Raw genomic sequence first — 24,302 nt, 5'->3', positions numbered from 1 at the left:
AGCATGTGCTGGTTACCACTCTTGGTACACCTGTTGTTATATGTTGACTTTTAAGGCCTTTGTAGCCTAGCAGGAACACACATTTGAGAAAGCAACAGGCGCGACGGTGCAAGAATTACCCTTAACTGCATAGAGGAATTTGGTTAAAAACAGATGGCGGAACACCTCGTATATACTTTTTACACCTATTTATATTTATAGCGACACATGGAGATCATTCACGACGAAGAGGACCTGCGATTTTATGGCATGCTGGGGAAAGACGAGGCAGAGCTTACCTATACTTACCCGGAGAGTGGCGTGATGGACTTTGACCATACCTTTGTGCCAGAAGGAGAGCGCAACAAGGGCTATGCCGACGAGCTGGTGAAAACAGGCCTGGATTACGCCCGATCCCAGAACTACCAGATCGTGCCTTCCTGTCCCGTCGTGTCGGCTTATATCAAACGACACCCAGAATACAAGGACATCGTGCAGCCAGAGTAAAGCATATTCCGGCCTGAACTGAGCAACAACACAATACGAATTTCCCTCCACCTTACCGGATGTCGGAGCAGGCAAGCGCCTGCATCTTGCTTTTTGGTGTCTCCAGCACAAAGTTTTATCTTGGGCTGGCAACTTTCTTGGATCGAATTCCCTTTTATACCTGGGGCTCGTCTTAAAGAAAGCATCCCAGACACTTAAAACGTATGAAACGAAGGCTTATCCAAACAAACCTGAAGCGCCTGTTCTTTGCCGCTGGCCTGTGCATTGGTGCTACGCAAGCTTATGCCCAGGAGCCGCAGTTTACGCGGCAGGACACGCTGCGGGGCAGCATTACCCCTGAGCGCGCCTGGTGGGACCTCACCTATTACCACCTCAACATTGCCGTAAACCCTGCCGACAGCACCATCCGGGGAATGAACACGATCCAGTACAAAGTATTGGAGCCGCAGCAGCGCATGCAGATAGACCTGCAGCCCCCCATGCGCCTGGAGAAGGTGCTACAGAACGGCAAAGAGCTGAAGGTGCAGCAGGATGGCAATGCCTGGTTTGTACAGCTAGCAGAGCCACAAGAAGCCGGGGCTGTAAAGCACGTGGAAGTATATTATAGCGGCAAACCACCGGTTAGCGAAAATCCACCCTGGAGCGGCGGCCTTACCTGGCAATATGATGCCAATGGCAACCCTTTTGTCGCGACCTCCTGCCAGGGCGATGGCGCCAGCATGTGGTGGCCCAACAAAGACCACATGTACGACGAGCCGGACAGCATGCTCATCAGCGTAAAGACGCCTAAAGGCTTAATGGATGTATCGAACGGCCGCCTGCGAAAAGTGGAGAAGCATGCCGATGGCAGCAATACCTATCACTGGTTTGTAAACAACCCTATTAACAATTATGGGGTGAACGTGAACCTAGGCGACTATGTGCACTTTTCAGACAAGTATAAAGGAGAGAAAGGCGAGCTGGACCTGGACTACTATGTGCTGCGCGATAACCTAGGCAAGGCCAAAAAGCAGTTCGCACAGGTGAGCCAGATGCTGCAGGCCTTTGAGCATTGGTTCGGCCCCTATCCTTTTTATGAGGATGGGTACAAGCTGGTAGAGGTACCTTACCTGGGCATGGAACACCAAAGCTCCGTAACCTATGGCAATGGCTACCAGAACGGCTACCGGGGCACCGATTTGAGCGGCAGTGGCTGGGGAAATAAGTTCGACTATATCATCATCCATGAGTCCGGGCACGAGTGGTTTGCCAACAACATCACCTACAAGGATGCGGCCGATATGTGGATCCACGAGAGCTTTACAGATTACTCTGAGTCCCTGTTCCTGGATTACCACTATGGTACTGAGGCAGCAAATGACTATGTGATCGGCCTGCGTAAGAACATTCGGAACGATAGACCGATCATTGGCGTGTACGATGTGAATTACCCGGGCTCCGGCGACATGTACTTTAAAGGCGCTAATATGCTGCATACCCTCCGCCAGGTAGTGAATGACGACGCGAGGTGGCGCGGCATCCTGCGGGGCCTCAACAAGGAGTTCTACCACCAGACGGTTACCACAGCGCAGATCGAGGACTACCTGAGTCAGCACGTGGGCCGGGACCTGCAGTTCTTTTTTGACCAGTACCTGCGCGATGTGCGCATCCCCAAACTGGAGTACCGGTTGGTAGACAACAAGCTGCAGTACCGCTGGGCCAATACCGTGGCAGGCTTTGATTTACCGGTGAAAGTATACCTGAACGACAAAGCGCAGTGGCTGGAGCCAGGCACAAACTGGCAGGAACTGAAAAATGTAAAGAAAAACACGAAGCTGACGGTAGACCGCAACTTTTACGTGACCTCCGGCAAGGTTACCTCCGCCTAAGGCCTTCTAATTTTTTTACATGCAAAGCGCACCGGCTGGGTACCCAGCCGGTGCGCTTTGCTTATAGGGCAGGCACATCGGACTTCTGCCACTACTATATATTTTGTATTTTGGGCACCCCATTACATCCGCTGTTTTCAGATGAAAAGAATTCTCGCCCTCACGATATTGCTTGTACTGCTTTCCGCTAACCTTCTGTCTGCCCAGGACACCTATTACCTCCTGAAACCCGATCGTGTGTTTGACGGCGTGGAAATGCACGACGACTGGCAGGTGCTGGTAAAAAACAATAAGATTGAAGCCGTTGGCCAATTGAGCAATACTCCACCCAACGCACAGGTAATTGACCTGCAGGGAAAAACGGTGCTGCCAGGCCTCATTGAAGGGCACAGCCATTTGTTTCTGCATCCTTATAACGAAACATCCTGGAACGACCAGGTGCTGAAAGAGTCCAGGCCGGAGCGTGTTGCCAGGGCAACAGTGCATGCGAACAACACCCTGCTGGCTGGCTTTACCACCGTGCGCGACCTTGGTACTGAAGGTGCAGGTTATGACGACGTAGGCCTGAAACAGGCCATCGAAAAAGGCGTAATACCCGGCCCGCGTATGCTCATTGCTACCCGGGCCATTGTGGCCTCCGGCAGTTATGGTCCCAAAGAACTGAGCTACGAAATAGAAACCCCGATTGGGGCTGCCGTAGCCGACGGCATGGACGGACTGATAAAAGAGGTACGGACACAGATCGGCAAGGGCGCCGACCTGATAAAAGTCTACGCCGATTACCGCTGGGGCCTTCATGGAGAAGCAGCACCTACTTTTACCCTTGAGGAGTTAAAAAAGATTGTGGAGGTGGCCAGTGCCAGCGGCCGGCCTGTGGTAGCACACGCCTCTACCCCTGAAGGCATGCGCCGGGCAATTCTTGCCGGTGTTGCCACCATCGAGCATGGCGATGACGCTACCCCGGAGATATACAAACTGATGAAGAAGCACAATGTTGCCCTGTGCCCTACCCTTGCTGCCGGCGATGCCATCATGCAGTACCGTGGCTGGCAAAAAGGCAAGCAGTTGGCCCCCGACCGCATCCTGCAAAAACGCAGAACCTTTCAGGAGGCAATGAAAGCGGGTGTTACGATTTGCATGGGGGGAGACGTGGGTGTGTTCTCTCACGGCGACAATGCCCGCGAAATGGAAATGATGGTAGCTTACGGAATGGAGCCCCTGCAAGTGCTACGCTCCGCAACTTCTGTGAATGCCGACGTCTTTCAGGTAAGCGACAGGATCGGCCGGTTGAAGCCAGGACTGCTGGCAGACATCATTGCTGTAGACGGCAATCCGCTGAGCAACATGGCCAACATCCGGCAAATAGCCCTGGTGATGAAAGACGGGACGATCTATAAAAAGTAAAGCCTTAGGGTGCAGGAGGGGATTCAGGCGACTGCCCCTCGTACCCTTGATAGAAGCGGGTGGTAGGGTAAGCAAACTGTATATCCGGCGCGGCCAGAAAAGCAGCTAGCACTTCCTCCCAGATCAGGTGCGAACTCTTCCTGCGGCGCATCAGGCTGCACATGTAGCGAACAGTGAGTTGTATCCCGTTATCCTGCACGCTTGTATAAATATCGGGTTGCAGGTCGTCGTAAAAGATCAGGTGCCGCTGCGACTCCCGCCGTACCTGTGCCTTGGCAGCGTCGCTGAGCTGCTCGGCATGCCGCGAGGCTACTTCCAGCAAAATACTTTTAGCCTTTTGCCAGTTACTCTCAAACGTGACGCGCACCGGTATCTCCTGCCACACAAAGGGGAAGCCATAGTTATAGTTGGCCTGAGGCGTTGTAAAGAGCCTTCCGTTGGGGATGTTCACAATGCGTCCGGTGGCTTGGTCCGCCTCTACCCAGCCCCTGATCTCGTTAATGGTGAACTGGAAAAGGCGGATATCGATCACATCCCCTATGTGCTCTCCTATCTGTACCCGGTCCCCGAAGTGAAAAGGGCGCTTCCAGATAATAAACAACCAGCCGGCCAGGTTCAGCAAAGGCTCCCGTAGCGCGACCACAAGTCCTGCTGAGAACAGCCCCAGAAAGGTGGCGATCGAGGCAAAGTCACTCAGCCAGATGTTGGCCAGCAGGAGTATGTTCAGCACACTGACAACATAGTTGGTGAACTTGCGCCACTTGTACTGCTGCCTGTAGTCCTTTTCCCGTTTGTAGATCAAATGTAGCGCCACCCGGCTCAAGCCCCACAGCACCGCCACTACTATTATAGAATAGAGCAGGTTTTCATAGAAACCAACTGTCAGTCCGGTTGCTCCCTCTAGCCAGTATGCTACTTTCCGCATGTGCACGCTTGTTGTTTGTCCTTGCTTACGAAGGCCGGGGGCTGAAGAGTTTTCAGGAGAGGCGATGGAGAGTAACTGATTGACTACTTATGCCCTCCCTCCTACCGGTAAATATATTTGTGCAAGAGGCTACCAGGTGTTAGCATTTTTGACTTAAACATTCTACCTTGAAAACTTGTAGTACCTATACCCGTACTTCACCCACTGTTATGAAACGATTTAAAGCAAGCCAAAAATTCCTCCTGATGGCCCTTTTGGGCAGTTTCAGCGCAGGTAGCTTAACGAGCTGTGCCAGCCAGGAAACTGAACAGGAGACAGTAGCAACGGCGACCACCACAAACTCCATGAACATTACGAAAGAACCCTTTGGAACTACCCCAGACGGCCAGGAAGTAAGCCTGTACACACTAACCAACAAGCACGGTGTAACTGCTAAGATCACAGACTATGGCGGTATTGTCACCTCCCTTGTTACTCCCGATCGCGAAGGTGACATGGGGGATGTGGTGCTGGGCTTTGATACCTTAAAGGATTACTATCCAAACGACCCTTACTTTGGAGGCATCGTAGGCCGTTTCGCTAACCGCATCGCCAAAGGCAAGTTTACACTGGATGGCCAGGAGTATACCCTGGCAACCAACAATGGACCAAATCACCTGCACGGTGGCAACATCGGCTTCGATAAAAAAGTGTGGCAGGTAGAAGAACTGCCGGGGCAGAATGCCCTGAAGCTGACTTATGTGAGCAAGGATGGGGAAGAAGGCTATCCAGGGAACCTCACCTCTACCGTGATCTATACCCTAACCGAGGATAACGAACTGAAGATCGATTACGAAGCGACGACGGACAAAGCTACCCCTGTTAACCTGACAAACCACAGTTACTTTAACCTCTCTGCCGGGGAGTCGAAGGACATCCTGAGCCACCTGGTACAGATTAACGCTGACAAGTACACCCCGGTAAGCGAAGAACTGATCCCTACCGGAGAGTTAGCTGCCGTAGAAGGTACACCTATGGACCTGAGAGAGCCACAGCCAGTAGGCCAGGACATCGGGCAGGTACCGGGGGGCTATGACCACAACTACGTACTGAACGGCGGGCAGGAGGACATGACCCTGGCGGCAACCGTTTACGACCCGAAGACCGGCCGCTTTATGGAGGTGTACACCACTCAGCCGGGCATACAGTTCTACACTGGTAATTTCCTGGATGGTACCCTGACAGGCAAGAATGGCGAGAAGTACACCAAACATTATGGCCTGGCCCTGGAGACACAGCACTTCCCTGACTCTCCGAATCAGGAACAGTTCCCCTCTGTTATCCTGCGGCCGGGAGAAACCTACAAGCAAAGCACGATCTATAAATTCTCTACTAAAGAGGACAATAAATAAACCACAACAACACAGCAGGAGCAACTTTGGCTCAGGAGACCAGGTCTCCCCGTAGGGCATCGCTTCTGCTTTATTTTTTACTTCAAACGCTAATACCTATTACCTAATACTGAATATCTAAATTTATGGCCGGAATTTCTCAACAAACCAAGGAGCGGTCCTCTGAGGCATCGCTTACCGAAAACTACCAGGGTCCGCTGGTGGTTGTGACCCTCCTGTTCTTTATGTGGGGTTTTATCACCTGCATGAACGACATCCTCATCCCGAAACTACAGCAGGTGTTTACCCTGCAGCTCTGGCAGGCCATGCTCATCCAGACAGCTTTTTTCGGGGCTTATTTTATTGTCTCGCTCCTGTACTTTATTTTCTCGGTTACCAAGGGCGACCCTATCCAGAAGATCGGCTATAAGAACGGCATCATCGTAGGCCTGATTGTGTCGGCTATCGGTTGCGCCCTGTTTTTCCCGGCCGCCAGTCTTCTGAGCTATGGCTTTTTCCTGCTCGCGCTGTTTATCCTGGCCTCGGGTATTACCATCCTGCAAATTGCCGCCAACCCTTATGTAACCATTCTCGGCCCTCCGGATGGAGCAGCTAGCCGTCTGAACCTGACGCAGGCCCTCAACTCCCTGGGGACTACCGTGGCTCCTATCATTGGAGGCTACCTGATCTTTGAAGGCGTAAATGCCGCCCAACAGGTAGGAGCAGACTCGGTAAAACTGCCTTACCTGGGCCTTGCCGGTACGCTGTTGCTAATTGCTATCATGATCAAAGTGGCGAAGCTGCCCCGCGTAGAGGGTGATGAGCAGTTAACGCCTAACGCCGACGCCCTGAAGTACCGCCACCTGGTGCTGGGTATCGGCTGTATCTTTGCCTATGTGGGCGGGGAGGTAGCCATTGGTAGCACCCTGATCAACTTCTTCCGTTTGCCGGAAATCGCAGGCCTGGAAGAGGCTGAGGCCGGCCATTACCTGGCCTTCTATTGGGGGGGCGCCATGATCGGCCGGTTCTTCGGAGCTGTGGCCCTGGCCCAATTCAGGAATAACAGCATGAAATACGTGATCATTGCTGTGATCAGTGCAGTTGCCTTTGCCCTACTTTATAGCATTTACGGCTTAGAGGAAGCCACCATTGGTCTGGGACTGATTGCCCTGAACTTTGTGGTGTTGCTGCTCGGCGGTTTTATCCCGAGCAGAACGCTTGGTTTCTTTGCAGCCACAGTTATTGGTCTCCTGCTGTTTACCTGCTTTGGCACAGGGCAGGTAGCCATGTGGTCTGTTATCGCCATCGGCCTGTTTAACTCGATCATGTTCCCGACAATCTTCACGCTTGCCATCAAAGGCCTGGGCGTACACACCAGCCAGGGTTCTTCCCTGCTCGTGATGGCCATTGTAGGTGGTGCTATCATCCCGCCCGTTCAGGGGCTCGTTGCGGACCTTACAGGTAACCTGCAACTATCCTTCCTGGTGCCGATGGCTTGTTACCTGTACATTGTCTACTATGGCTTTATTGGTTCTAAAGTAAAAAAAGTAGGTGAGTAGCCTGACTTAAGTATAAAAAGAAAGCCTGCCCGGTTACCCGGGCAGGCTTTCTTTTTTAGAGTTTGCGTGCTACAGTTATTTGCCTAAGCTGGCATAGTGCCCACTGTCCACGGCTTTAATTAAGCCCTTCTACACTATCTTTATGGTATTAAGAGGACCTGGTACTTTAAGTACCAGGCCAAGGTGCTTACCTTATAAGAAGAGAAACCCTATACCCAGAACCGGAGGGGAAGATTTATCCATTTCGGATTCAGGTCACCTCGCAAAGCGAAACACACATGAGCAATAAGAACTTTAGCATGAAAGACGTTTATGGCTGGCTGGTTATGATAGCAGTCTTTGGCCTGCTCTACCTGACCGGCTTGCACACGGAGGTGATTGGTCAGGTGCAGCGCCTCCTGCTGGCTACCAGCCTTTTTCGCCCGGAACTACCAGAAGAAAACCCAGAAGTTCCAACAGACAACACCACTATGGTTGGTCAGGACTTCCTGCTGCAGTCCTTAGACGGGCAAGAGTCCTTCAGACTAGAAAGCCTGCAAGGCAAGGTTGTTTTCATTAACTTCTGGGCTACCTGGTGCCCTCCCTGCATCGCCGAGATGCCCAATATCCAAAGCCTCTACGAGCAGGTTAGATCTGACAAGATTACTTTTTTGATGGTGTCGCTTGACGAAGACCCAGCAAAGGCCCTCCGGTTTATAGAAAAGAAAGGCTATACCTTGCCAGTTTTCAGACCTGCCAGCCCCTTACCGAAAGAGTTTATCACGCAGTCTATCCCTACCACTATCGTGCTCTCACCGGAAGGAAAGTTAATAGTACATAAGGAAGGTATGGCCGACTACGACACACAGGAGTTCCGAAGCTTTCTACTACACCTTTCAGAATAACCCCATTTTCACTCATTACCTATATTTACAAAACCTACCCCCTTACATCATAAAGGCAATATCATATAAATAGCTATCTTCCAGCATCACACCCCTCATACAACAACACCCTTAAAGCTAAAACCCCCACAAACAGGCTCCAATAACCCCAAAATAGCTATTTTTTAATAATTTTTCACTAATAAGGCATTATTTTATATAATACTTTAATAAATTACGTACTAATATTCCATACAACCCATAACAACCCTTGGGTATTAGCATTTTAAAAACTTTATTTAACCAGGATGACTAAAGCTTTATCTCGTATCCCAATTGTACTTCTCTTACTTGTTGTAGTCGCCACCATGGTGTTCCCTTCTGTGCCTGTAGCAGGCGATACCGCAGAAATAAGTGCTGCGGATACTGCCTGGATGCTCACTGCAACTGCCCTTGTTTTGATCATGACACCTGGCCTGGCCTTTTTCTATGGGGGCATGGTCAGTAAAAAGAATGTACTCTCTACCATGTTGCAAAGCTTTATATGCATGGCTATCGTAACGGTCATGTGGGTAGTTTTTGGTTTTAGCCTTGCCTTTGGCGAGTCTATCGGAGGCATTATCGGGAACCCCCTTACATTCTTTATGATGGACGGCGTGATTGATGGCGCCCCTTGGCCGGCAGCTCCTACTGTTCCTTTGCTCCTGTTCGCCATGTTCCAGTTAAAGTTTGCCATCATTACCCCCGCACTGATCACAGGTGCTTTTGCGGAGCGTATCCGCTTTATCTCTTATAATCTTTTCATCTGCCTCTTTGTGCCCTTTATTTATGCTCCCCTGGCTCATATGACCTGGCATCCGGACGGGCTACTTTTTAACCTGGGGGTGCTGGACTTTGCCGGGGGAACTGTGGTGCACATGTCGGCTGGGTGGGCTGCTTTGGCCTCTGCTCTGTTCTTAAAGCGTCGCTACGATAACACCCACAAGCCTGCTCATATATCTTATGTCTTGCTGGGTACTGGTCTGCTGTGGTTTGGCTGGTTCGGGTTTAACGCGGGCTCGGCCATGGGCGCTAGCTCCCTGGCGGTAGTCGCCCTGGCTACCACCACCACAGCTTCTGCCGCCGCCGCTCTTGCTTGGGTATTCTTTGATGCCCTGCGTGGTCGCAAGCCCTCGGCCATGGGTACCTGTATCGGTGCTGTAGTAGGTTTGGTGGCAATAACACCGGCAGCTGGCTTTGTGACCATTCCCCACTCCCTGGCCATTGGCGTTATTGCGGCGATCATTAGTAACCTGGTCGTAGAGTGGCGCACCCGCACCACACTAGATGATACACTGGACGTGTTTCCTTGCCATGGTGTAGGCGGCATGGTGGGCATGCTGCTAACAGGCGTTTTTGCCAGCCAGGCAGTAAACCCGGCCATAGAAGTGGGCAACGGCCTAATCTATGGTGAAACGGCTTTGTTCCTGATTCACGTTGGTGCTCTTGTTGGCGTATCTGTATTTGCCTTTGGTGGTGCCTGGGTACTGCTTAAAGTAACGGACATGATCACACCACTTCGTGTGTCGCAAGAAGAAGAGATAATTGGCCTGGACCTAAGCCAGCACGGCGAAACGCAGTACGAAACGGAACCCACCGCTTCCAGCGAAGAGCTTCACAAGGAACTCGTTTCTTCCTGATCACTGATCTAAATTCTCCTAGGTTTATAGTTTAGTTAGACGACCCTCACCTGCCTGCAGGTGGGGGTTTTCTTTTCATGACTCTTGTCTGCCTACTTGTAACCGAGCGAATATTAAAGTCTCGGAGAAGGTACTCCACTTTCTCGCTGCTCCTGTCTTTTTATCAGGTTTAGCACTTAGAGAAACAGGCGTTCCTGTTTTTTTTTAACATCATGTTAAACGAGACAGGCAATACGAAATTCTCCTTGTGCAGGCCCTAAGTAACAAAAGTCACTTTTATGAGATACTTTTATGCCGATATTTGTCCCGTACCTTCAAAACTTTTATTCATGAAAGTAGAGCAGATTTACACCGGCTGCCTGGCACAGGGCGCCTATTACATAGAAAGCAAAGGAGAGGCTGCCATCATAGACCCCCTGCGTGAGATAAAGCCCTACCTGGAGAAGGCCTCCCACAACGGAGCCAGGATCAAGTACGTGCTGGAAACACACTTCCATGCGGATTTTGTGTCGGGCCACCTGGATTTAACAAAGGCAACAGGAGCAACGCTTGTTTTCGGCCCCCATGCCCAACCGGCTTATGCGGCGCACCTTGCCACAGACGGGGAAGAGCTACAGCTAGGCGAGGTAACCATTAATGTACTGCATACCCCCGGCCACACGCTGGAGTCTACTACTTATTTGTTGCGCGACGAGCAGGGCAAGGATTGCGCGATTTTTACGGGTGATACCCTGTTTATCGGCGATGTGGGCCGCCCGGATCTGGCAGCCAAGTCTGATTTTACGCAGGAGCAGTTAGCGGGCCTGCTGTACGACTCGCTGCGAAACAAAATCATGCCCCTGGCAGATGAAGTGATCGTGTATCCGGCGCATGGGGCAGGTTCTGCCTGTGGTAAGCACATGAGCAAGGAAACAAGCGACACGTTGGGGCATCAGAAGCAAACCAATTATGCGCTACGCGCAGGGATGACCAAAGAGGAGTTTATTCAAGAGGTAACGGCGGGTCTGCTACCTCCCCCTAGCTACTTCCCCTTCAATGTCAAAATAAACAAAGAGGGTTATAGTAGCTTTGATAGTATCCTGCACAAGGGACTTCAGGCCTTGACTCCCATTGCCTTTGAGGTGGCGGCCAATGAGACAGGGGCTGTTGTGCTGGACACACGCCAACCACAAGAATTCGCCCAAGGCTTTATTCCAAATGCTATCAATATCGGTATAGACGGAGGCTTTGCCCCTTGGGTGGGCACCTTGATTCCGGACATCCAGCAGCCGATTTTGATCATCGCCGACAAAGGTCGGGAGGAAGAGGTAATCACGCGCCTGGCCCGTGTCGGTTTCGATAACACCATTGGCTACCTGGACGGGGGATTGGAGGCATGGGAAGCTGCTGGCAGGGAAACAGACAGCATAAGCTCCATTCCGGCAGCAGAACTGGCAGCCCGTTTCACAAAAGACCCAAAGCTCTGTATTATAGACGTGCGTAAGCCCGGGGAGTACCAGGCAGAACACTTAGAGGCAGCACAAAGCGTTCCCTTAGACTATATAAACGAGCACTTGGCAGAACTACCAAAGGAAAGTATTCTCTATATTCACTGTGCAGGAGGATACCGCTCCATGATCGCAGCCTCTATTCTCAAAGCCCGTGGTTTTGAGAACCTGGTGGATGTACAGGGAGGCTATGCTGCCCTCGCGCGGACGGACATGCCGCGTACAACCTTTAGCTGCCCCAGCACCTCGACGACTCAGGCAGGAGCTTAGCCGCTGACCAAAAGAGCAGGGCTCCTGATCATCGTAGCCCTGCTCTTTTCTGACTCTAGTAAAGCCACTGGCACGCTTCTATCGCCATGGCAGCAAGAACAAGCTTAATCCTTTACCTTGTCCAGTGTCTTGCGCTTCTCTTCCTTTACTTGCTTAAAATGGCTTGGGGTGAGGCCTGTTATCTTTTTAAACTGGCTGGAGAGATGGGCCACACTGCTATATCCTAGCTGATAGGCGATCTCTTTCAGGCTCAACTCGTTATACACCAGCAACTCCTTCACCCGCTCTATCCGCTGCAGGATCAGGTACTTTTCGATGGTTACGCCTTCATAAGATGAGAAAAGCGTGCTGAGGTAATTATAATCCAGCCCTACCTTCTCGGCAATATAGTCAGAGGTGTTTACATGCAACTCAGCTTCATGATTGGCATGCACCAACGCTATGATCGCCAGCTTTACTTTTTCAATCAGCTGGGTTTTGCGGTCATCCAGCAGTTCGAAGCCATCCTCGCTCATTACCTGCCGTATCTGCTCCATGTCCACCTCACTCGTTTCATCGGTTGCTATTTCAGCTTCACCCAGGCCAACCTGCAACACTTTGTAGCCAAGCTTGCTCAGGTCCTCTGCCACGACCCGCTTACATCGGTCACAGACCATGTTTTTGATATAGAGTTTTGTTGTAGCCATATTTCTAATTTAAACAATGGGACCTCAATTTACTACACTCTTTAGAAGTGACAACATAAAAAGCAGCACTCAGCCTATAACAGAGCCCATACAACAAATAGGTCCCTTTTGCTATCTTTGTTGTTCACCAAGCGCTCTGGTTATGCCTGCTGTATCAGACTTTCTTTTGCTCCAAGTAGACGGGAAAAAGAAACTGCTCCGCTCCAAGTGGCTCCGCCCCGTAAGCAGCGAGGAGTTAAAAGAGGGAATAGGCGTAGTAGGGCAGTGTATCGTAAGTGAGGATAGCGCTTACTGGCTCTCGGATGCACGCCTGCTAAATACCATTACTTTCGTGGACCAGCAGTGGGTAGTGCGCGAAATTGCCCCCCTTATTGCAAACACAAACCTCCAAAAGTTTGCCCGGATAGTAACCGCTGATGTTTTTAACTACATTTCTTTTGAAAACATGGTACAGCGCATTAAAGAAGAACATTCCGTCATCGCTGAGCTAGGACAGTTCACATCCGAAGGAGCCGCTACAGACTGGCTTTTACTCCACGAGTAGGAATTACATTCGCAAGGCGCCAGTTGCTCCATTTTAATGTAGAAAGGCCGGAGTAGACATGATAAGCATCCCGAACGAAGCTTACATCCAGGTACTGCTTCTTATCAAAAATAAGCCTAGTTGACCAGCCCGTATAGTACGGCATGTTTCACCAAAGCAGCCGTGTTCTTCGTTTTTGTTTTCTCCAGCAGGTTTTGCCGGTGTGTTTCGATTGTTCGCTTACTAGCAAACAGCTTTTCTGCTATCTGCGCATTGGTAAATCCCTCAGAGATCAAGTGGAGGACTTCCAGTTCTCTTCTGGAGAGTTCTTTTAGGGGTGCTTCCCTTGCTCTTTGGAGCAAGGAAAGAGAAGTTGTTGTACCGGTAGCTTTCTGCAGGAGCCCCAGCGAAACATTGGAACTGATATAAAGGGTGCCGGCAGCCACCAACTGCACAGCCGATCGCAACTCTTCAAGGCCAGCATTCCGGAGTATGTATCCTGCCACGCCAGACTTTAATGTCTGGTGTACCTGCCGTTCGCTCTCTAACACTGAAAAAGCAAGTATTTTGACTTGGGAGAAACGCCTGCATAAGCGCTCCAGGGCTCCTACCCTCTGCAGGTCCGGTATTTCAAGATCCAGCAAAACGACATCCGCTGGCGTCGTTGCCAAAACAACGTGTAACTCGTCCGCGTTACAGGCCTCTCCCGTTACCTTTATGTTGTTATCTTCCTTTAAAAGCGCACTGATTCCATCCCTGAGTAATGGGCAACTATCTGCAAGAATTAGCTTAATCATGTAAGGCTTTTAAATCTTTCATTTTACTCCTCAAGGGTATCGTTTTCTCAGCGCTGCGCCAGTTGTACTGATTTCTGTATGAAAACCTGCTTTGTTTGCCTTTTGTCTAAAAGTACTTTGTTAACTAACAGGATTAAATGACTTATAATGCTGTCTAAACACGCCTCGCAGTACAAGACCTTCCCTTAGAATACAACAGGAACATCATTTGCATAGCGTTAGCAATATATTAATATACTAATATATAAGCGCCGTCGCCCTGATTAAATACGTATTTATTACATGATAATTACGTATTTAACCAGGCATTTTAAGACAACTAGAATGAATATCTTCGTTTCGGACAACTTTTAGAGAAATAGAAATTTAGCCGGAAGCTGAGAACAAAAGAAGTTTGATACCAATAGGACAGTTTTTCCGGACTTACACGAAGCACTTTGGACTGTTTTGCTTTAGCGTTTAGCGGGCATTCCCTATAGCAAGAGCTGTAACAGTATAGACAGACAAACTTAAGGAGAAAAAATGAGAGCGCAGGAGTTTAACGCAGCGATTGAGGTAACAGAAGAAGTAGTGGTAATCCGGCTGGAAGGGGAACTGGACGCACACACAGCTGTTACGGCTGATGACTCCTTAACCCAAGCAGCGGAATCAGCCTCAAAGCAACTCCTGATAGACTGCACCCAACTTCACTACGTATCCTCTACCGGGCTGGGCGTACTCCTGTCTACCTTCCACTTTTGCCAGAGCAAAGGCATTAGAATGGTCTTATTTGGTATGCAGCCTAAAATTAAAAATGTCCTCTCCATACTAGGCATGGAACGAATATGGCATCAAACAACCACAGAAGCTGAAGCCATGCAGGTAGGTCCTGCATCTGCTTAATGCATCTCCTGCTACTTCACTTTGCATATCTTTCCCTACCTTTAGCATGGCAAAGAAGTACTACCGCTAGTTGGCTAACTTAGGCACGGCTTCCCCTCCCTATGTTGGCTCAACTCTTCTGTGATAGGGGAAAAACAGAAAGTTGCGCAAAAAAACAGAAATTGTTTGGTTCCTAGTTTAGCTTGTGCTTACATTTGCAGCCTTGCAAAAGAAAATGCCAGCTCACTTAGCACATACACAAATCTTTATTACAGGCTACGTACTACACGACCTGTAAGAGTACCCCTTTCTGGATTCTGGGGCTGCTCAGCCTCTTCGTTATCTCTTTTTTTTCGGGTTTTCATTTTTTAAAGGGACAACCATGTTCAGAGGAATCATTTTGGTTTTTCTTGGGGCGTGTAGCTTTGGCATATTATCTACGTTCGTAAAATTAGCATATAAAGAAGGCTTTACACTGGGTGATGTAACGGGCACTCAGGTATTTTTTGGGTTGATTGTTCTTTGGACTATTGTGTTGTTGCGACGGCTGCTTGGCGGCAAGAGCAACAGCACTTTGTTCAAGGAAAAGCTCAAGCTTGTCGTTATGGGCACCAGCACAGGGCTTGTGAGTATCTTTTACTACAAGTGTGTGCAAGCTGTGCCGGCCTCCATTGCTATTCTGCTTTTAATGCAGTTCACCTGGATGAGCCTTGTACTGGAGGCAATCCTGAAACGGAGGCTTCCGAGCCTGGTACAAGTCGGTACTGCGGTGCTGGTTCTTTTAGGCACTGCCCTGGCAGGCCGGTTATTCTCTGGCAGCTTGCCTGACTTTGAAATGAGGGGAGTGGCTTTCGGACTGCTGGCTGCTTTTTGCTATGCCATTTTCCTGATGATCAACGGCGCTGTAGGAAACAGCTTACACCCGACTACAAAAAGCGCCCTGATCCTGACTGGGGCCTGCCTGTTAATCCTGACCGTGTTCCCGCCTGTGTTTCTGGTGAACGGGTCCTTGTTCCACGGTTTATTTAAATGGGGGCTCTTGCTGGCTGTTTTCGGCACCGTAATACCACCTCTGTTTTATGCCTATGGCATTCCACGTACAGGGTTAGGTTTAAGCGCTATTCTGAGTGCAGCAGAACTTCCGGTAGCCGTCATGATGTCGAGTCTGGTGCTCCAGGAGGAAGTATGGCCAGTGCAGTGGTTCGGGGTTATACTCATCCTGGTGGCTATTGCCCTCTCTAACCTCAGCTCGCTCCGCAGCAGGAAAGCTGCCCAGGCAGTAGCAGTTTAACCAGGCGTAGGCTTGAAATGGGCCTACAGTATAAAAAGAAAGTTTTAAAGTAAAGTTGGTTGATTGTAAATGGTTAGGCAGGTCCCTTCGGGTAACAGGCCTAACCATTACTTTTATACAGCAGGAAAAGCTGCTGTATGGCTGCACGTCACGTATCATCGCCACTCCTCCCCTCTGACCGTATTTGATGCCTCTCAAAACAGCCTTCCAGGAGTAGCGTAAAGCCTATAAACAGTTCGATACAAATGACAGTGCGCTTTCTGATCCCCTGCCTTATCCCCCTGTTAGTCTCCTGTTCAGAAGAGAAGAAAGAGACTCCCCTGGATATCAAGTACAAGACCCTGGGCATACCAGCTTCTCCTGTTATTGAAATGGACAGCCTGTACTATATATCAGAATACCTGGGAGAGTCCCCGGCAGACGTGGGCCTGTGGGACACGGAGCCACTGCAAAGTCGGTTAAAGTTGCTGCTGAAAGATGAGTACCCCACCTTTGTAAGCATAATGCAAACGGCCCAGCCTTTAAAGCGGGAACGTGTCCTTTACACCACAAGCAGCCTTCCTGACCCGGCAACAGGACCTTTTGCTTTTCTACTGGTGGACCCTGCCCGTGACCGACTGCACGTGTCTCTCATACAGGATGGCAAACGAAGACAATTCCAGACTGACTCAGAGCAACTGTACCTCCCAAAGGAGATACGGGAGCATCCTCTGATACAGGCAGATTAAACAGCAGGCCAAAAAATTTAGGCTCGCAAAGTCAGCGCGGGGGGCAACATATGAAGAGGCTGCTGGGCAACTTTCGGCATTTTCAGTTAATTTGCACCCAAAACAACATTATCCGAACCTATGGCACGATATCTTACAGGAATTCAAAGCACTGGTCGCCCACACCTGGGTAACTTATTAGGCGCTATCATTCCTGCTGTGGAATTATCCAGAACTTCTGAGCAGGAGTCGCTATACTTTATTGCTGATATGCACTCGCTTACCACCATACGCGACGCGGAGGTACTGCGGCATAACACCTACTCTGTTGCTGCTGCCTGGCTTGCCTTTGGTTTCGATACAGACAAGCACGTGTTCTATCGCCAGTCGGATGTACCGATGGTAACGGAACTAACCTGGTACCTGAACTGCTTTGCACCGTTCCCGATGCTTGCCAATGCCCATTCTTTCAAGGACAAGTCGAACCGCAGGGGTTTGTCTGAAGTGAATGCCGGCCTTTTTACGTACCCTGTGCTGATGGCGGCAGACATCCTCCTTTACGATGCGAACATAGTACCGGTAGGTAAGGACCAGATACAGCACCTGGAGATCACCCGTGACATTGCCAGCAGCTTTAATCACATCTATGGCGACACCTTTGTGCTGCCGGAAGCGAAGATAGACGAGAGCGTGATGACGGTGCCCGGCCTTGACGGGGAAAAAATGAGCAAGTCTTATGGGAATATCATTGATATTTTTGAGGCGGACAAGCCTCTTCGTAAGACGATCATGAGCATCATAACGGACAGCACGGCTTTAGAAGAACCTAAAGACCCGGATACTGATACTGTGTATAAGCTTTATAGCTTACTGGCCACGCCTGAAGAAATTGAAACGATGCGCCAGAACTACCTGGCAGGCGGCTATGGCTATGGGCATGCCAAGCAGGCGCTCTACGAACTTATTGTTCGAAAATATGCGAAAGAGCGGGAGTTGTTCAACTATTACATGAACAACCTGCAGGAAGTAGATAAAAAGCTACTGGAAGGCGCTGAAAAAGCCAGGGCCATTGCTACGCCTGTATTGGAGCGTGTACGACAAAAGCTCGGGTATTAACATCCCCTGGCTTTCATACTTCTATTAGCATACCAAAAAGGCCCGGGAGTAAATGCTCCCGGGCCTTTTTGGTATGCTAGCTTATCTATAGCTGGTTGTTGCCGGCATTAAATCTACTGCCTGGCCTCTGAATTCGGGGTGTACTCATTACTGTCTAGTATACCATCGTCGTTATCATCCCAAAGGCCAAAAACACCATCTGTAAACTCACGCTCATTTACCGCGTTGTCCTGGTCTGTATCCCAGTCATGGAAGTAGTTGTTATTAGCAAAACCTGCCCCGAACTCATTTTCATCCAGAACACCATCCCCATTGGCGTCCCACTCCCCATAGTTTTGGTTCGCTACGCGATAATCGCGTGTGCCGGTGTTCCATTCTTCTTCGTCCACTCTTTCATCGTTGTTCGTATCCCAGGTATCATAGAAACCGCCATAAAACTCGTTCTCTTCTAACACGCTATTTTGGTTTGCATCCCAGCCCTCATAATTGGTTTCATTGGCAAAAGTGGCATTAAATCGCTCCGTATCGTATCCATCAGCTACTCCCGCTTCTGCTCCTACTACCCCCAGGTCTTCTGTCTGTGCCTCAACTTCGCCTAACTCATCTCCTCCTTCCTCATAGCCTTCTTGTCCGCAGGCTACAAAGCCTAAGGTTAACATAAAGAAAGCGCTTGTTTTCAATAGCTTGATAATTTTTATTTCATTGGTTTTCATAGTTATCCTCGTTTTGGTTTCATATACACTATACGCCAAGGTGTCTTGGTTACAGTGCCGTCGTATACACCAAATTACGAGCCCTCCCCTTGATGAGGTTAGGGGTATTGGCAAAGACAAGTAAAGGCCTGTTAAGCCTTAGTGTAACAGGGTATCCTTATAGTGAACAATCCAGATTTGTACATAAATCTACAAGAAGACACTTCGTTTTAAATGCAAAAACAGGATTCCACATATATTTAATACAATTTACAGTAAATAAAACAACACCATCCTACTCTCTGCTCATTAACAGATGAAACCATACAGGCATAAAAAAAGCACTTACCTTTACAACATGGCAAGTGCAGGAAAAAGATTTAAAGGAGCCCTATCTGTAGGGGCATCCATCGCTTAGGGGCGTTCCAGAACAATCAGGTTGGCAGAGGCACGATTCAGTGCAATCGGGATATTGTTCAGCACAGCGGTACGAATAAGTGTCTGTATGTCGTGCTCATGGCCGTGCGGCGTCTCGGCATCAATAAAGAAAATAATCTTGTCTACCTCTCCCTGTAAGATTCGCGCGGCCAACAAAATGTCGCCCCCACTCGGGCCGTGCCCGAAAGGCTGCACTTTCAGGTCCAGCAGGTCGTTGATGAGCTGCGAGGTATTGGTAGTCCCGATCAGGTTATAGCCCTCCAGGGCTTTCTGGTTCTCTTTAACCCAGTTCAGGAGGTTTGTCTTTTGGTTGTTATGTGCAACTAAGGCAATTGTTTTCATGATCTGTTCTTATAGTTCTCTTTAGTCTAAAGGAGTTCCCTGTTTAGAAGCATCAGCTAAGTTAGCATAATTGAGCTGAAGTTAAGCGCTGCCAGGTAAAATGTTGAACAGGCGTATGTTTGCTCTAATAAAAATTGCCGCGCCTGCCTTTGCATAAGCTTGGCAGGCGCGGCAATACATCAGCTGCTTTCAGGTTTATTACTCAGCAGTCCAGAGCACGCGCTCCTGGTCCGCCAAAATCAGCAACACTCGCGGCGGGTTAGCTACAATCACCAGGCGCATCTCCACACCCGGGAAAGAGTCCGACTCTACCCACACCCCCTCCTGTTCATCATCTTCCAGGGCTGCCTCAGGATCCAGCGTGCTGGCCAGGTAGGCAGTTGGCAGCAGGATATCGGCATCAGACTTCAGCTTGGCGTGTACGTCTTCGAGCACATCCTCCAGGTAGTCGCCATACTCCTCGTTAAAGTCATCCTCCAGGTCGTGCAGCTCCTCTTCAATATCGTCGTAACGCGCGTCGTTGTAGTCCAGGGCGTTCAGTTCTTGCTTCTTCTCCAGGATCGCAACGATCGAGCTGTTTAGGGCATTTACATTCATGCGGTCATGTTTTTTTACAAAGTTGACAACATGCCCCAGCAATTGCAAGTATTCCTAATGATAATTTCCCCTATCCCTGATTCACTTTGATATAAGCCCAAAAAGTGTATTTTTACTTTAAACCACCTGACAACAAAATATAAAACTATGGCAACTGATATTCTTCCCCTTAACGGCACCGATCACATCGAATTCTACGTGGGTAACGCCAAGCAGGCGGCTCACTTCTACCAGACCGCCTTCGGCTTTAAATTAGTGGCTTATGCAGGTCCTGAAACAGGCGTCCGCGACCGGGCCTCCTATGTGTTGGTGCAGGATAAAATACGCTTTGTGCTGACCACCTCCCTTCGTCCCGATTCTGAGATATCGCAGCATGTGCACCGGCACGGAGACGGGGTAAAGGTACTGGCCCTGTGGGTGGATGACGCCGAAAAGTCCTTTTACGAAACCGTTTCGCGCGGGGCTAAGCCCGCACAGGAGCCTAAAACGCTAACGGATGAGCACGGGGAGGTAAAAGTGGCCTCTATTCACACCTATGGCGATACGATACACACCTTTGTAGAGCGCAACAAGTACAAGGGACCTTTTATGCCAGGCTACGTGGCCCGCAGGTCACCTCTGGAAGTAGAACCGGTTGGCCTGAAATACGTGGACCACTGCGTGGGCAACGTAGAACTGGGCCATATGAACGAGTGGGTGGAGTTTTACCAGAAAGTGATGGGCTTTAACCTCCTAATCACCTTCGACGACAAGGACATCAGCACCGAGTACACCGCCCTCATGTCGAAGGTCGTATCGAATGGCAACGGTTATGTGAAGTTTCCGATCAATGAGCCGGCCCAGGGCAAGAAGAAATCACAGATAGACGAGTACCTTGATTTTTACCGTGGAGCCGGCGTGCAGCATATCGCCATTGCCACAGATGATATTCTGCATACTGTCTCTGAACTGCGCCGCCGTGGGGTGGAGTTCCTCTACGTGCCGGGAACTTATTATGATGACCTGTTCGACCGGGTCGGCAAGATAGACGAGGACATGAAAGATCTGAAAAAGCTGAACCTGCTCGTTGACCGGGATGAGGAAGGCTACCTGTTGCAGATCTTCACGAAGCCGGTGGAAGACAGACCTACCGTCTTCTTCGAGATCATACAGCGTAAAGGAGCCCGCTCTTTCGGAAAGGGGAATTTTAAGGCCTTGTTTGAGGCTATTGAACGCGAACAGGAGCTGCGGGGCAACCTTTAGCCTAAATTTTGAGTAAAGGCCCGTGTAAAAGTGAAGCAGATTTATTTATTTTGATATTACAATATATCACACCAGTTCTTGAAGGTACTTCGGGTGCAGAAAGGGCTGGTGTGATTTTTTGTGCACTCTCCCTGTTTTAAGACATAACTTGTTTCAACTAAAAAGACTATGATCGATACCGCTATAAGAGAAAAGATCGACCAGTGGCTGGCGGGCAATTACGATGCCGCCACAAAATCAGAGATAAACGATATGCTGGAGCGCAACGAGCACGAGGCGCTGTCTGATGCCTTCTACAAAGACCTGGAGTTTGGCACAGGGGGCCTGCGGGGTGTAATGGGAGCCGGCAGTAACCGCATGAACCGCTACACGCTGGGTATGGCGACTCAAGGGCTCTGCAACTACCTGAAGCAGAACTTCCCGGATCAGCAGATAAAAGTAGCCGTGGCCCACGATAGCCGCAACAACTCCAAGGAGTTCGCCCGCATCACCGCAGAGATCTTTTCGGCCAACGATATTAAGGTATATCTTTTCGAGGAACTTCGTCCTACCCCGGAACTGTCCTTTGCTATCCGTCACCTCGGCTGCCAGAGCGGCGTGGTGATTACTGCCTCGCACAACCCGAAGGAGTATAACGGCTACAAAGCTTACTGGAACGATGGCGCCCAGGTAACAGCACCGCACGACAAAAACATCATTGGCGAGGTAAACAAGATCACATCTATCGACGAGGTGAAGTTTGAGCCTAAGTCGGAGAATATCCAGCTGATCGGCAAGGACGTGGACGAGGCCTATATCAAGAAAGTGCTAGGCCTTTCCATCTCGCAGGAGGCCATCAAACGCCAGCACGACCTCAAGATCGTATTCACCCCGATCCATGGAACGGGCATTACGCTGGTACCGGAGATTCTGAAGCGCTATGGCTTTACCAATGTGCACGTGGTAGAGGAACAGTCTGAGCCGAACGGTAACTTCCCGACGGTGGTGTACCCGAACCCGGAAGAGAAAGAAGCCATGACACTGGCGCTGAAGAAAGCCGCCGAACTAGATGCGGACTTAGTACTGGCTACTGATCCTGACTCTGACCGCGTAGGTATCGGCGTGAAAAACCTGAAAGGCGAGTTTGTATTACTGAACGGCAACCAGACAGGTGCCCTGCTGATTAACTACCTGCTGCAGGCCTGGCAGAAGGCAGACAAGTTGCAAGGCAAGGAGTTCGTGGTAAAAACCATCGTCACCACTGACCTGATCCAGAAGATCGCCGACAGCTACAACGTAAAAATGTACGAGACGCTAACAGGCTTCAAGTACATTGCCGAAGTGATCCGGGAGCTGGAGGGCAAGGAAACCTACATTGCGGGCGGTGAGGAAAGCTATGGCTACCTGGCCGGAGACTTCGTGCGCGACAAGGATGCCATCTCTTCCTGCGCCCTGATTGCCGAAATGGCAGCTGTGGCCAAAGACCAGGGGCAAAGCCTGTTCGACATGATGGTAGAGATGTACGCCAAGTACGGCTTCTACAAAGAAGAGCTGATATCGATCACGAAGAAAGGAATGCGTGGTGCCGAGGAGATCCAGCAAATGATGGCCGACATGCGCAGCAATCCGCCGCAAAGCATTACCGGCTCCCGAGTAGTAGAAGTAAGTGACTACAAGATGAGTACCCGTAAGCTGGTGATGACAGGCCAAGAGCACAAGCTCAAACTGGAAAGCTCAAACGTGTTACAGTACCTGACCGAGGATGGCAGCAAAATCTCTGCCCGCCCTTCCGGCACCGAGCCAAAGATAAAGTTCTACATTAGTGTAAACGAGCCTTTGGCTTCGAAAGAGGACTACGACGCAACCGAACAAAAGCTAAAGCAGAAGGTCGAGCAGATTTTAACTGATCTTAAGCTCAAGTAAGCGTACCTGCAAGGGATCTAATGGCTAAACCGCCGGCTTAACCCGCTGGTGGTTTAGCCATTCTTTATTCACAGCTTTTGCTGTTCTTCGCTTTCGCTTAAAACTTGTCTTGAGGTTCTAAAGTCTGACGGCAAGATATCCACTAGCAGCTAGCAAGCAGGTACCTCCTCTCAGGCTGTACTTGCTTTACTCTTTTGTACCTTTGCACTTCAGAGACGAATCAATACCACATCAAAATGAATGAACTGTTTGAACATATAAAACACATCATAAAGACCAGGCGCACCACCAAGCCCCCTATGATGAATGGCCAGCGCATTCCGGACGAGCAGGTAAAAGAGCTTTTGAAACTAGCTGACTGGGCTCCGACCCATGGGCGTACAGAGCCATGGCGCTTTAGAGTGTATGCAAACGACCAGGTGCAGGCTTTTTGCCTGACACACGCAGAACTCTACAAGAAGCACATAGCACCGGACAAGTTCCTGGAAATGAATTATGAGAAGCTGCTACACATGGGCGACCAGGCCTCACACGTAATTGTTGGCTATATGCGGCGCGGAGATCTTCCGAAGATACCTGCCCTGGAGGAGATAGCAGCTACCTCCTGTGCCATCCAAAACCTGCTGCTCGGCGCTACGGCTTTAGGCATCGCCAGCTACTGGGGCTCTGGCGGTATGGCCTACCATCCTGCCATGAAAGACTTTCTCCAGCTAGGTGAAGAAGATCTCGTGCTTGGTATTCTGTATTTAGGTTACTCTGACAAGCCTGCGGACGCAGGAAAACGCACCGTTCCGCTGGAAGAGAAAGTGCAATGGCATGGGTAGTGGAATGATAAGTTATTAGTTATAAATGAGAGGAGATGGGCGATGCCCGTCTCCTTTTGTTTTTAAGAACTTATGAGGTAGAAACAACAGGTATGCCTAAGTGTTCGCCTACCAACACAATAAAATGGGCTCCCCTCCTTAGGCAAGGTGTAAGCCGGCAGTTTGGTCCCTTGTGTGGAGTTTATATGTTTCTGTATCAGCTATTCTCAACTAAAACGCACCTATTACTTGCGCAACTGCTCTTCAGCCCCGGGTCCCCCCCTACCCCTCCTTGTCCAAGGCTCATCTTGTAGGGAAAAATTAGAATGATTTTGAGGGGGCATTGTTTTGGAAGAAACAAGCGGGTTATGTGGGCATCATCAGAGTTTGGGGT

Annotated in this window: 22 protein-coding genes; 16 read left to right on the top strand and 6 right to left on the bottom strand. The window is 49.9% G+C overall.

Going from position 1 to position 24,302, the window contains the following annotated elements:
* The first annotated feature begins 207 nt into the window (after positions 1–207).
* The 3 genes from CHB92_RS16680 (at position 208) to CHB92_RS16670 (ending at position 3,758) form a co-directional block, all read left to right on the top strand.
* Entirely contained in the window at positions 208–486 is a 279-nt protein-coding gene (locus CHB92_RS16680) for a GNAT family N-acetyltransferase (RefSeq protein WP_089320376.1), read from the top strand.
* Between the two features lie 203 nt (positions 487–689).
* Complete coding sequence (locus tag CHB92_RS16675; protein ID WP_089320375.1) at positions 690–2,354, top strand: M1 family metallopeptidase; 1,665 nt, start codon at positions 690–692, stop codon at positions 2,352–2,354.
* A gap of 141 nt (positions 2,355–2,495) precedes the next feature.
* Positions 2,496–3,758: a metal-dependent hydrolase family protein gene (locus CHB92_RS16670; RefSeq protein ID WP_089320374.1), complete on the top strand. Its 1,263-nt coding sequence runs from the start codon at positions 2,496–2,498 to the stop codon at positions 3,756–3,758.
* A 4-nt stretch (positions 3,759–3,762) separates the two neighbouring features.
* Here the strand turns inward: CHB92_RS16670 and CHB92_RS16665 are convergent, their stop codons facing one another.
* Entirely contained in the window at positions 3,763–4,683 is a 921-nt protein-coding gene (locus tag CHB92_RS16665; RefSeq protein WP_089320373.1) for a mechanosensitive ion channel family protein, read from the bottom strand.
* 209 nt (positions 4,684–4,892) lie between these two features.
* Between CHB92_RS16665 and CHB92_RS16660 the strand changes: the two genes are divergently transcribed.
* The 5 genes from CHB92_RS16660 to CHB92_RS16640 all read left to right on the top strand — a co-directional run bounded on the left by CHB92_RS16660 (position 4,893) and on the right by CHB92_RS16640 (position 11,911).
* A complete protein-coding gene (locus CHB92_RS16660; protein WP_089320372.1) occupies positions 4,893–6,074 on the top strand; it encodes an aldose epimerase family protein in 1,182 nt (393 codons plus the stop codon).
* 125 nt (positions 6,075–6,199) lie between these two features.
* The gene (locus CHB92_RS16655) at positions 6,200–7,612 is read left to right on the top strand and encodes a sugar MFS transporter (RefSeq protein WP_089320371.1); all 1,413 of its coding nucleotides are present in this window, start codon (positions 6,200–6,202) and stop codon (positions 7,610–7,612) included.
* Positions 7,613–7,890: 278 nt separating this feature from the next.
* Positions 7,891–8,496, top strand: coding sequence for a TlpA family protein disulfide reductase (locus CHB92_RS16650; RefSeq protein ID WP_089320370.1), 606 nt, complete (start codon positions 7,891–7,893; stop codon positions 8,494–8,496).
* Between the two features lie 287 nt (positions 8,497–8,783).
* Positions 8,784–10,154: an ammonium transporter gene (locus CHB92_RS16645; protein ID WP_089320369.1), complete on the top strand. Its 1,371-nt coding sequence runs from the start codon at positions 8,784–8,786 to the stop codon at positions 10,152–10,154.
* A gap of 329 nt (positions 10,155–10,483) precedes the next feature.
* Positions 10,484–11,911 carry an MBL fold metallo-hydrolase gene (locus CHB92_RS16640; RefSeq protein ID WP_089320368.1) on the top strand — a complete coding sequence of 476 codons (1,428 nt, stop codon included), beginning with the start codon at positions 10,484–10,486 and terminating at the stop codon, positions 11,909–11,911.
* 104 nt (positions 11,912–12,015) lie between these two features.
* On the opposite strand, the gene CHB92_RS16635 is transcribed toward CHB92_RS16640, so the two are convergent.
* The gene (locus CHB92_RS16635) at positions 12,016–12,597 is read right to left on the bottom strand and encodes an AraC family transcriptional regulator (RefSeq protein WP_089320367.1); all 582 of its coding nucleotides are present in this window, start codon (positions 12,595–12,597) and stop codon (positions 12,016–12,018) included.
* Positions 12,598–12,739: 142 nt separating this feature from the next.
* Between CHB92_RS16635 and CHB92_RS16630 the strand changes: the two genes are divergently transcribed.
* Entirely contained in the window at positions 12,740–13,141 is a 402-nt protein-coding gene (locus CHB92_RS16630) for a hypothetical protein (protein WP_089320366.1), read from the top strand.
* Positions 13,142–13,257: 116 nt separating this feature from the next.
* Here the strand turns inward: CHB92_RS16630 and CHB92_RS16625 are convergent, their stop codons facing one another.
* Complete coding sequence (locus tag CHB92_RS16625; RefSeq protein WP_089320365.1) at positions 13,258–13,917, bottom strand: LuxR C-terminal-related transcriptional regulator; 660 nt, start codon at positions 13,915–13,917, stop codon at positions 13,258–13,260.
* Positions 13,918–14,439: 522 nt separating this feature from the next.
* Here CHB92_RS16625 and CHB92_RS16620 point away from each other — a divergent pair.
* The 4 genes from CHB92_RS16620 (at position 14,440) to trpS (ending at position 17,892) form a co-directional block, all read left to right on the top strand.
* Positions 14,440–14,799, top strand: a complete 360-nt coding sequence (locus CHB92_RS16620; protein ID WP_089320364.1) for an STAS domain-containing protein — start codon at positions 14,440–14,442, stop codon at positions 14,797–14,799.
* A 361-nt stretch (positions 14,800–15,160) separates the two neighbouring features.
* Positions 15,161–16,069, top strand: coding sequence for an EamA family transporter (locus CHB92_RS16615; RefSeq protein WP_089320363.1), 909 nt, complete (start codon positions 15,161–15,163; stop codon positions 16,067–16,069).
* A gap of 245 nt (positions 16,070–16,314) precedes the next feature.
* On the top strand, positions 16,315–16,797 hold the full coding sequence (locus CHB92_RS16610) for a hypothetical protein (RefSeq protein ID WP_089320362.1): 483 nt from the start codon (positions 16,315–16,317) through the stop codon (positions 16,795–16,797).
* A 120-nt stretch (positions 16,798–16,917) separates the two neighbouring features.
* Positions 16,918–17,892 carry a tryptophan--tRNA ligase gene (gene trpS, locus CHB92_RS16605; protein WP_089320361.1) on the top strand — a complete coding sequence of 325 codons (975 nt, stop codon included), beginning with the start codon at positions 16,918–16,920 and terminating at the stop codon, positions 17,890–17,892.
* 113 nt (positions 17,893–18,005) lie between these two features.
* Here the strand turns inward: trpS and CHB92_RS16600 are convergent, their stop codons facing one another.
* From CHB92_RS16600 to CHB92_RS16590, 3 genes are all read right to left on the bottom strand, one after another.
* Positions 18,006–18,605: an EF-hand domain-containing protein gene (locus CHB92_RS16600; RefSeq protein ID WP_089320360.1), complete on the bottom strand. Its 600-nt coding sequence runs from the start codon at positions 18,603–18,605 to the stop codon at positions 18,006–18,008.
* Between the two features lie 393 nt (positions 18,606–18,998).
* Positions 18,999–19,364, bottom strand: coding sequence for a methylglyoxal synthase (locus CHB92_RS16595; RefSeq protein WP_089320359.1), 366 nt, complete (start codon positions 19,362–19,364; stop codon positions 18,999–19,001).
* 198 nt (positions 19,365–19,562) lie between these two features.
* Positions 19,563–19,961: a hypothetical protein gene (locus tag CHB92_RS16590; RefSeq protein WP_089320358.1), complete on the bottom strand. Its 399-nt coding sequence runs from the start codon at positions 19,959–19,961 to the stop codon at positions 19,563–19,565.
* 147 nt (positions 19,962–20,108) lie between these two features.
* Between CHB92_RS16590 and hppD the strand changes: the two genes are divergently transcribed.
* From hppD to CHB92_RS16575, 3 genes are all read left to right on the top strand, one after another.
* A complete protein-coding gene (gene hppD, locus CHB92_RS16585) occupies positions 20,109–21,203 on the top strand; it encodes a 4-hydroxyphenylpyruvate dioxygenase (protein WP_089320357.1) in 1,095 nt (364 codons plus the stop codon).
* A gap of 168 nt (positions 21,204–21,371) precedes the next feature.
* The gene (locus CHB92_RS16580) at positions 21,372–23,105 is read left to right on the top strand and encodes a phospho-sugar mutase (RefSeq protein WP_089320356.1); all 1,734 of its coding nucleotides are present in this window, start codon (positions 21,372–21,374) and stop codon (positions 23,103–23,105) included.
* A 236-nt stretch (positions 23,106–23,341) separates the two neighbouring features.
* Entirely contained in the window at positions 23,342–23,929 is a 588-nt protein-coding gene (locus CHB92_RS16575; protein ID WP_089320355.1) for a nitroreductase family protein, read from the top strand.
* The last annotated feature ends 373 nt before the right edge of the window (positions 23,930–24,302 follow it).

It is taken from the genome of Pontibacter ummariensis, assembly GCF_900188175.1.
Taxonomy (GTDB): domain Bacteria; phylum Bacteroidota; class Bacteroidia; order Cytophagales; family Hymenobacteraceae; genus Pontibacter; species Pontibacter ummariensis.
This window is presented reverse-complemented; position numbering and strand designations above follow the sequence as displayed.

Coding starts and splice junctions, on each gene's coding strand:
- CHB92_RS16590 (WP_089320358.1), bottom strand. CDS start 19,961: ATGAATGTAAATGCCCTAAACAGCTCGATCGTTGCGATCCTGGAGAAG.
- CHB92_RS16620 (WP_089320364.1), top strand. CDS start 14,440: ATGAGAGCGCAGGAGTTTAACGCAGCGATTGAGGTAACAGAAGAAGTA.
- CHB92_RS16675 (WP_089320375.1), top strand. CDS start 690: ATGAAACGAAGGCTTATCCAAACAAACCTGAAGCGCCTGTTCTTTGCC.
- CHB92_RS16575 (WP_089320355.1), top strand. CDS start 23,342: ATGAATGAACTGTTTGAACATATAAAACACATCATAAAGACCAGGCGC.
- CHB92_RS16640 (WP_089320368.1), top strand. CDS start 10,484: ATGAAAGTAGAGCAGATTTACACCGGCTGCCTGGCACAGGGCGCCTAT.
- CHB92_RS16600 (WP_089320360.1), bottom strand. CDS start 18,605: ATGAAAACCAATGAAATAAAAATTATCAAGCTATTGAAAACAAGCGCT.
- CHB92_RS16660 (WP_089320372.1), top strand. CDS start 4,893: ATGAAACGATTTAAAGCAAGCCAAAAATTCCTCCTGATGGCCCTTTTG.
- CHB92_RS16615 (WP_089320363.1), top strand. CDS start 15,161: ATGTTCAGAGGAATCATTTTGGTTTTTCTTGGGGCGTGTAGCTTTGGC.
- CHB92_RS16595 (WP_089320359.1), bottom strand. CDS start 19,364: ATGAAAACAATTGCCTTAGTTGCACATAACAACCAAAAGACAAACCTC.
- CHB92_RS16610 (WP_089320362.1), top strand. CDS start 16,315: ATGACAGTGCGCTTTCTGATCCCCTGCCTTATCCCCCTGTTAGTCTCC.
- CHB92_RS16580 (WP_089320356.1), top strand. CDS start 21,372: ATGATCGATACCGCTATAAGAGAAAAGATCGACCAGTGGCTGGCGGGC.
- CHB92_RS16625 (WP_089320365.1), bottom strand. CDS start 13,917: ATGATTAAGCTAATTCTTGCAGATAGTTGCCCATTACTCAGGGATGGA.
- CHB92_RS16630 (WP_089320366.1), top strand. CDS start 12,740: ATGCCTGCTGTATCAGACTTTCTTTTGCTCCAAGTAGACGGGAAAAAG.
- trpS (WP_089320361.1), top strand. CDS start 16,918: ATGGCACGATATCTTACAGGAATTCAAAGCACTGGTCGCCCACACCTG.
- hppD (WP_089320357.1), top strand. CDS start 20,109: ATGGCAACTGATATTCTTCCCCTTAACGGCACCGATCACATCGAATTC.
- CHB92_RS16655 (WP_089320371.1), top strand. CDS start 6,200: ATGGCCGGAATTTCTCAACAAACCAAGGAGCGGTCCTCTGAGGCATCG.
- CHB92_RS16670 (WP_089320374.1), top strand. CDS start 2,496: ATGAAAAGAATTCTCGCCCTCACGATATTGCTTGTACTGCTTTCCGCT.
- CHB92_RS16635 (WP_089320367.1), bottom strand. CDS start 12,597: ATGGCTACAACAAAACTCTATATCAAAAACATGGTCTGTGACCGATGT.
- CHB92_RS16665 (WP_089320373.1), bottom strand. CDS start 4,683: ATGCGGAAAGTAGCATACTGGCTAGAGGGAGCAACCGGACTGACAGTT.
- CHB92_RS16680 (WP_089320376.1), top strand. CDS start 208: ATGGAGATCATTCACGACGAAGAGGACCTGCGATTTTATGGCATGCTG.
- CHB92_RS16650 (WP_089320370.1), top strand. CDS start 7,891: ATGAGCAATAAGAACTTTAGCATGAAAGACGTTTATGGCTGGCTGGTT.
- CHB92_RS16645 (WP_089320369.1), top strand. CDS start 8,784: ATGACTAAAGCTTTATCTCGTATCCCAATTGTACTTCTCTTACTTGTT.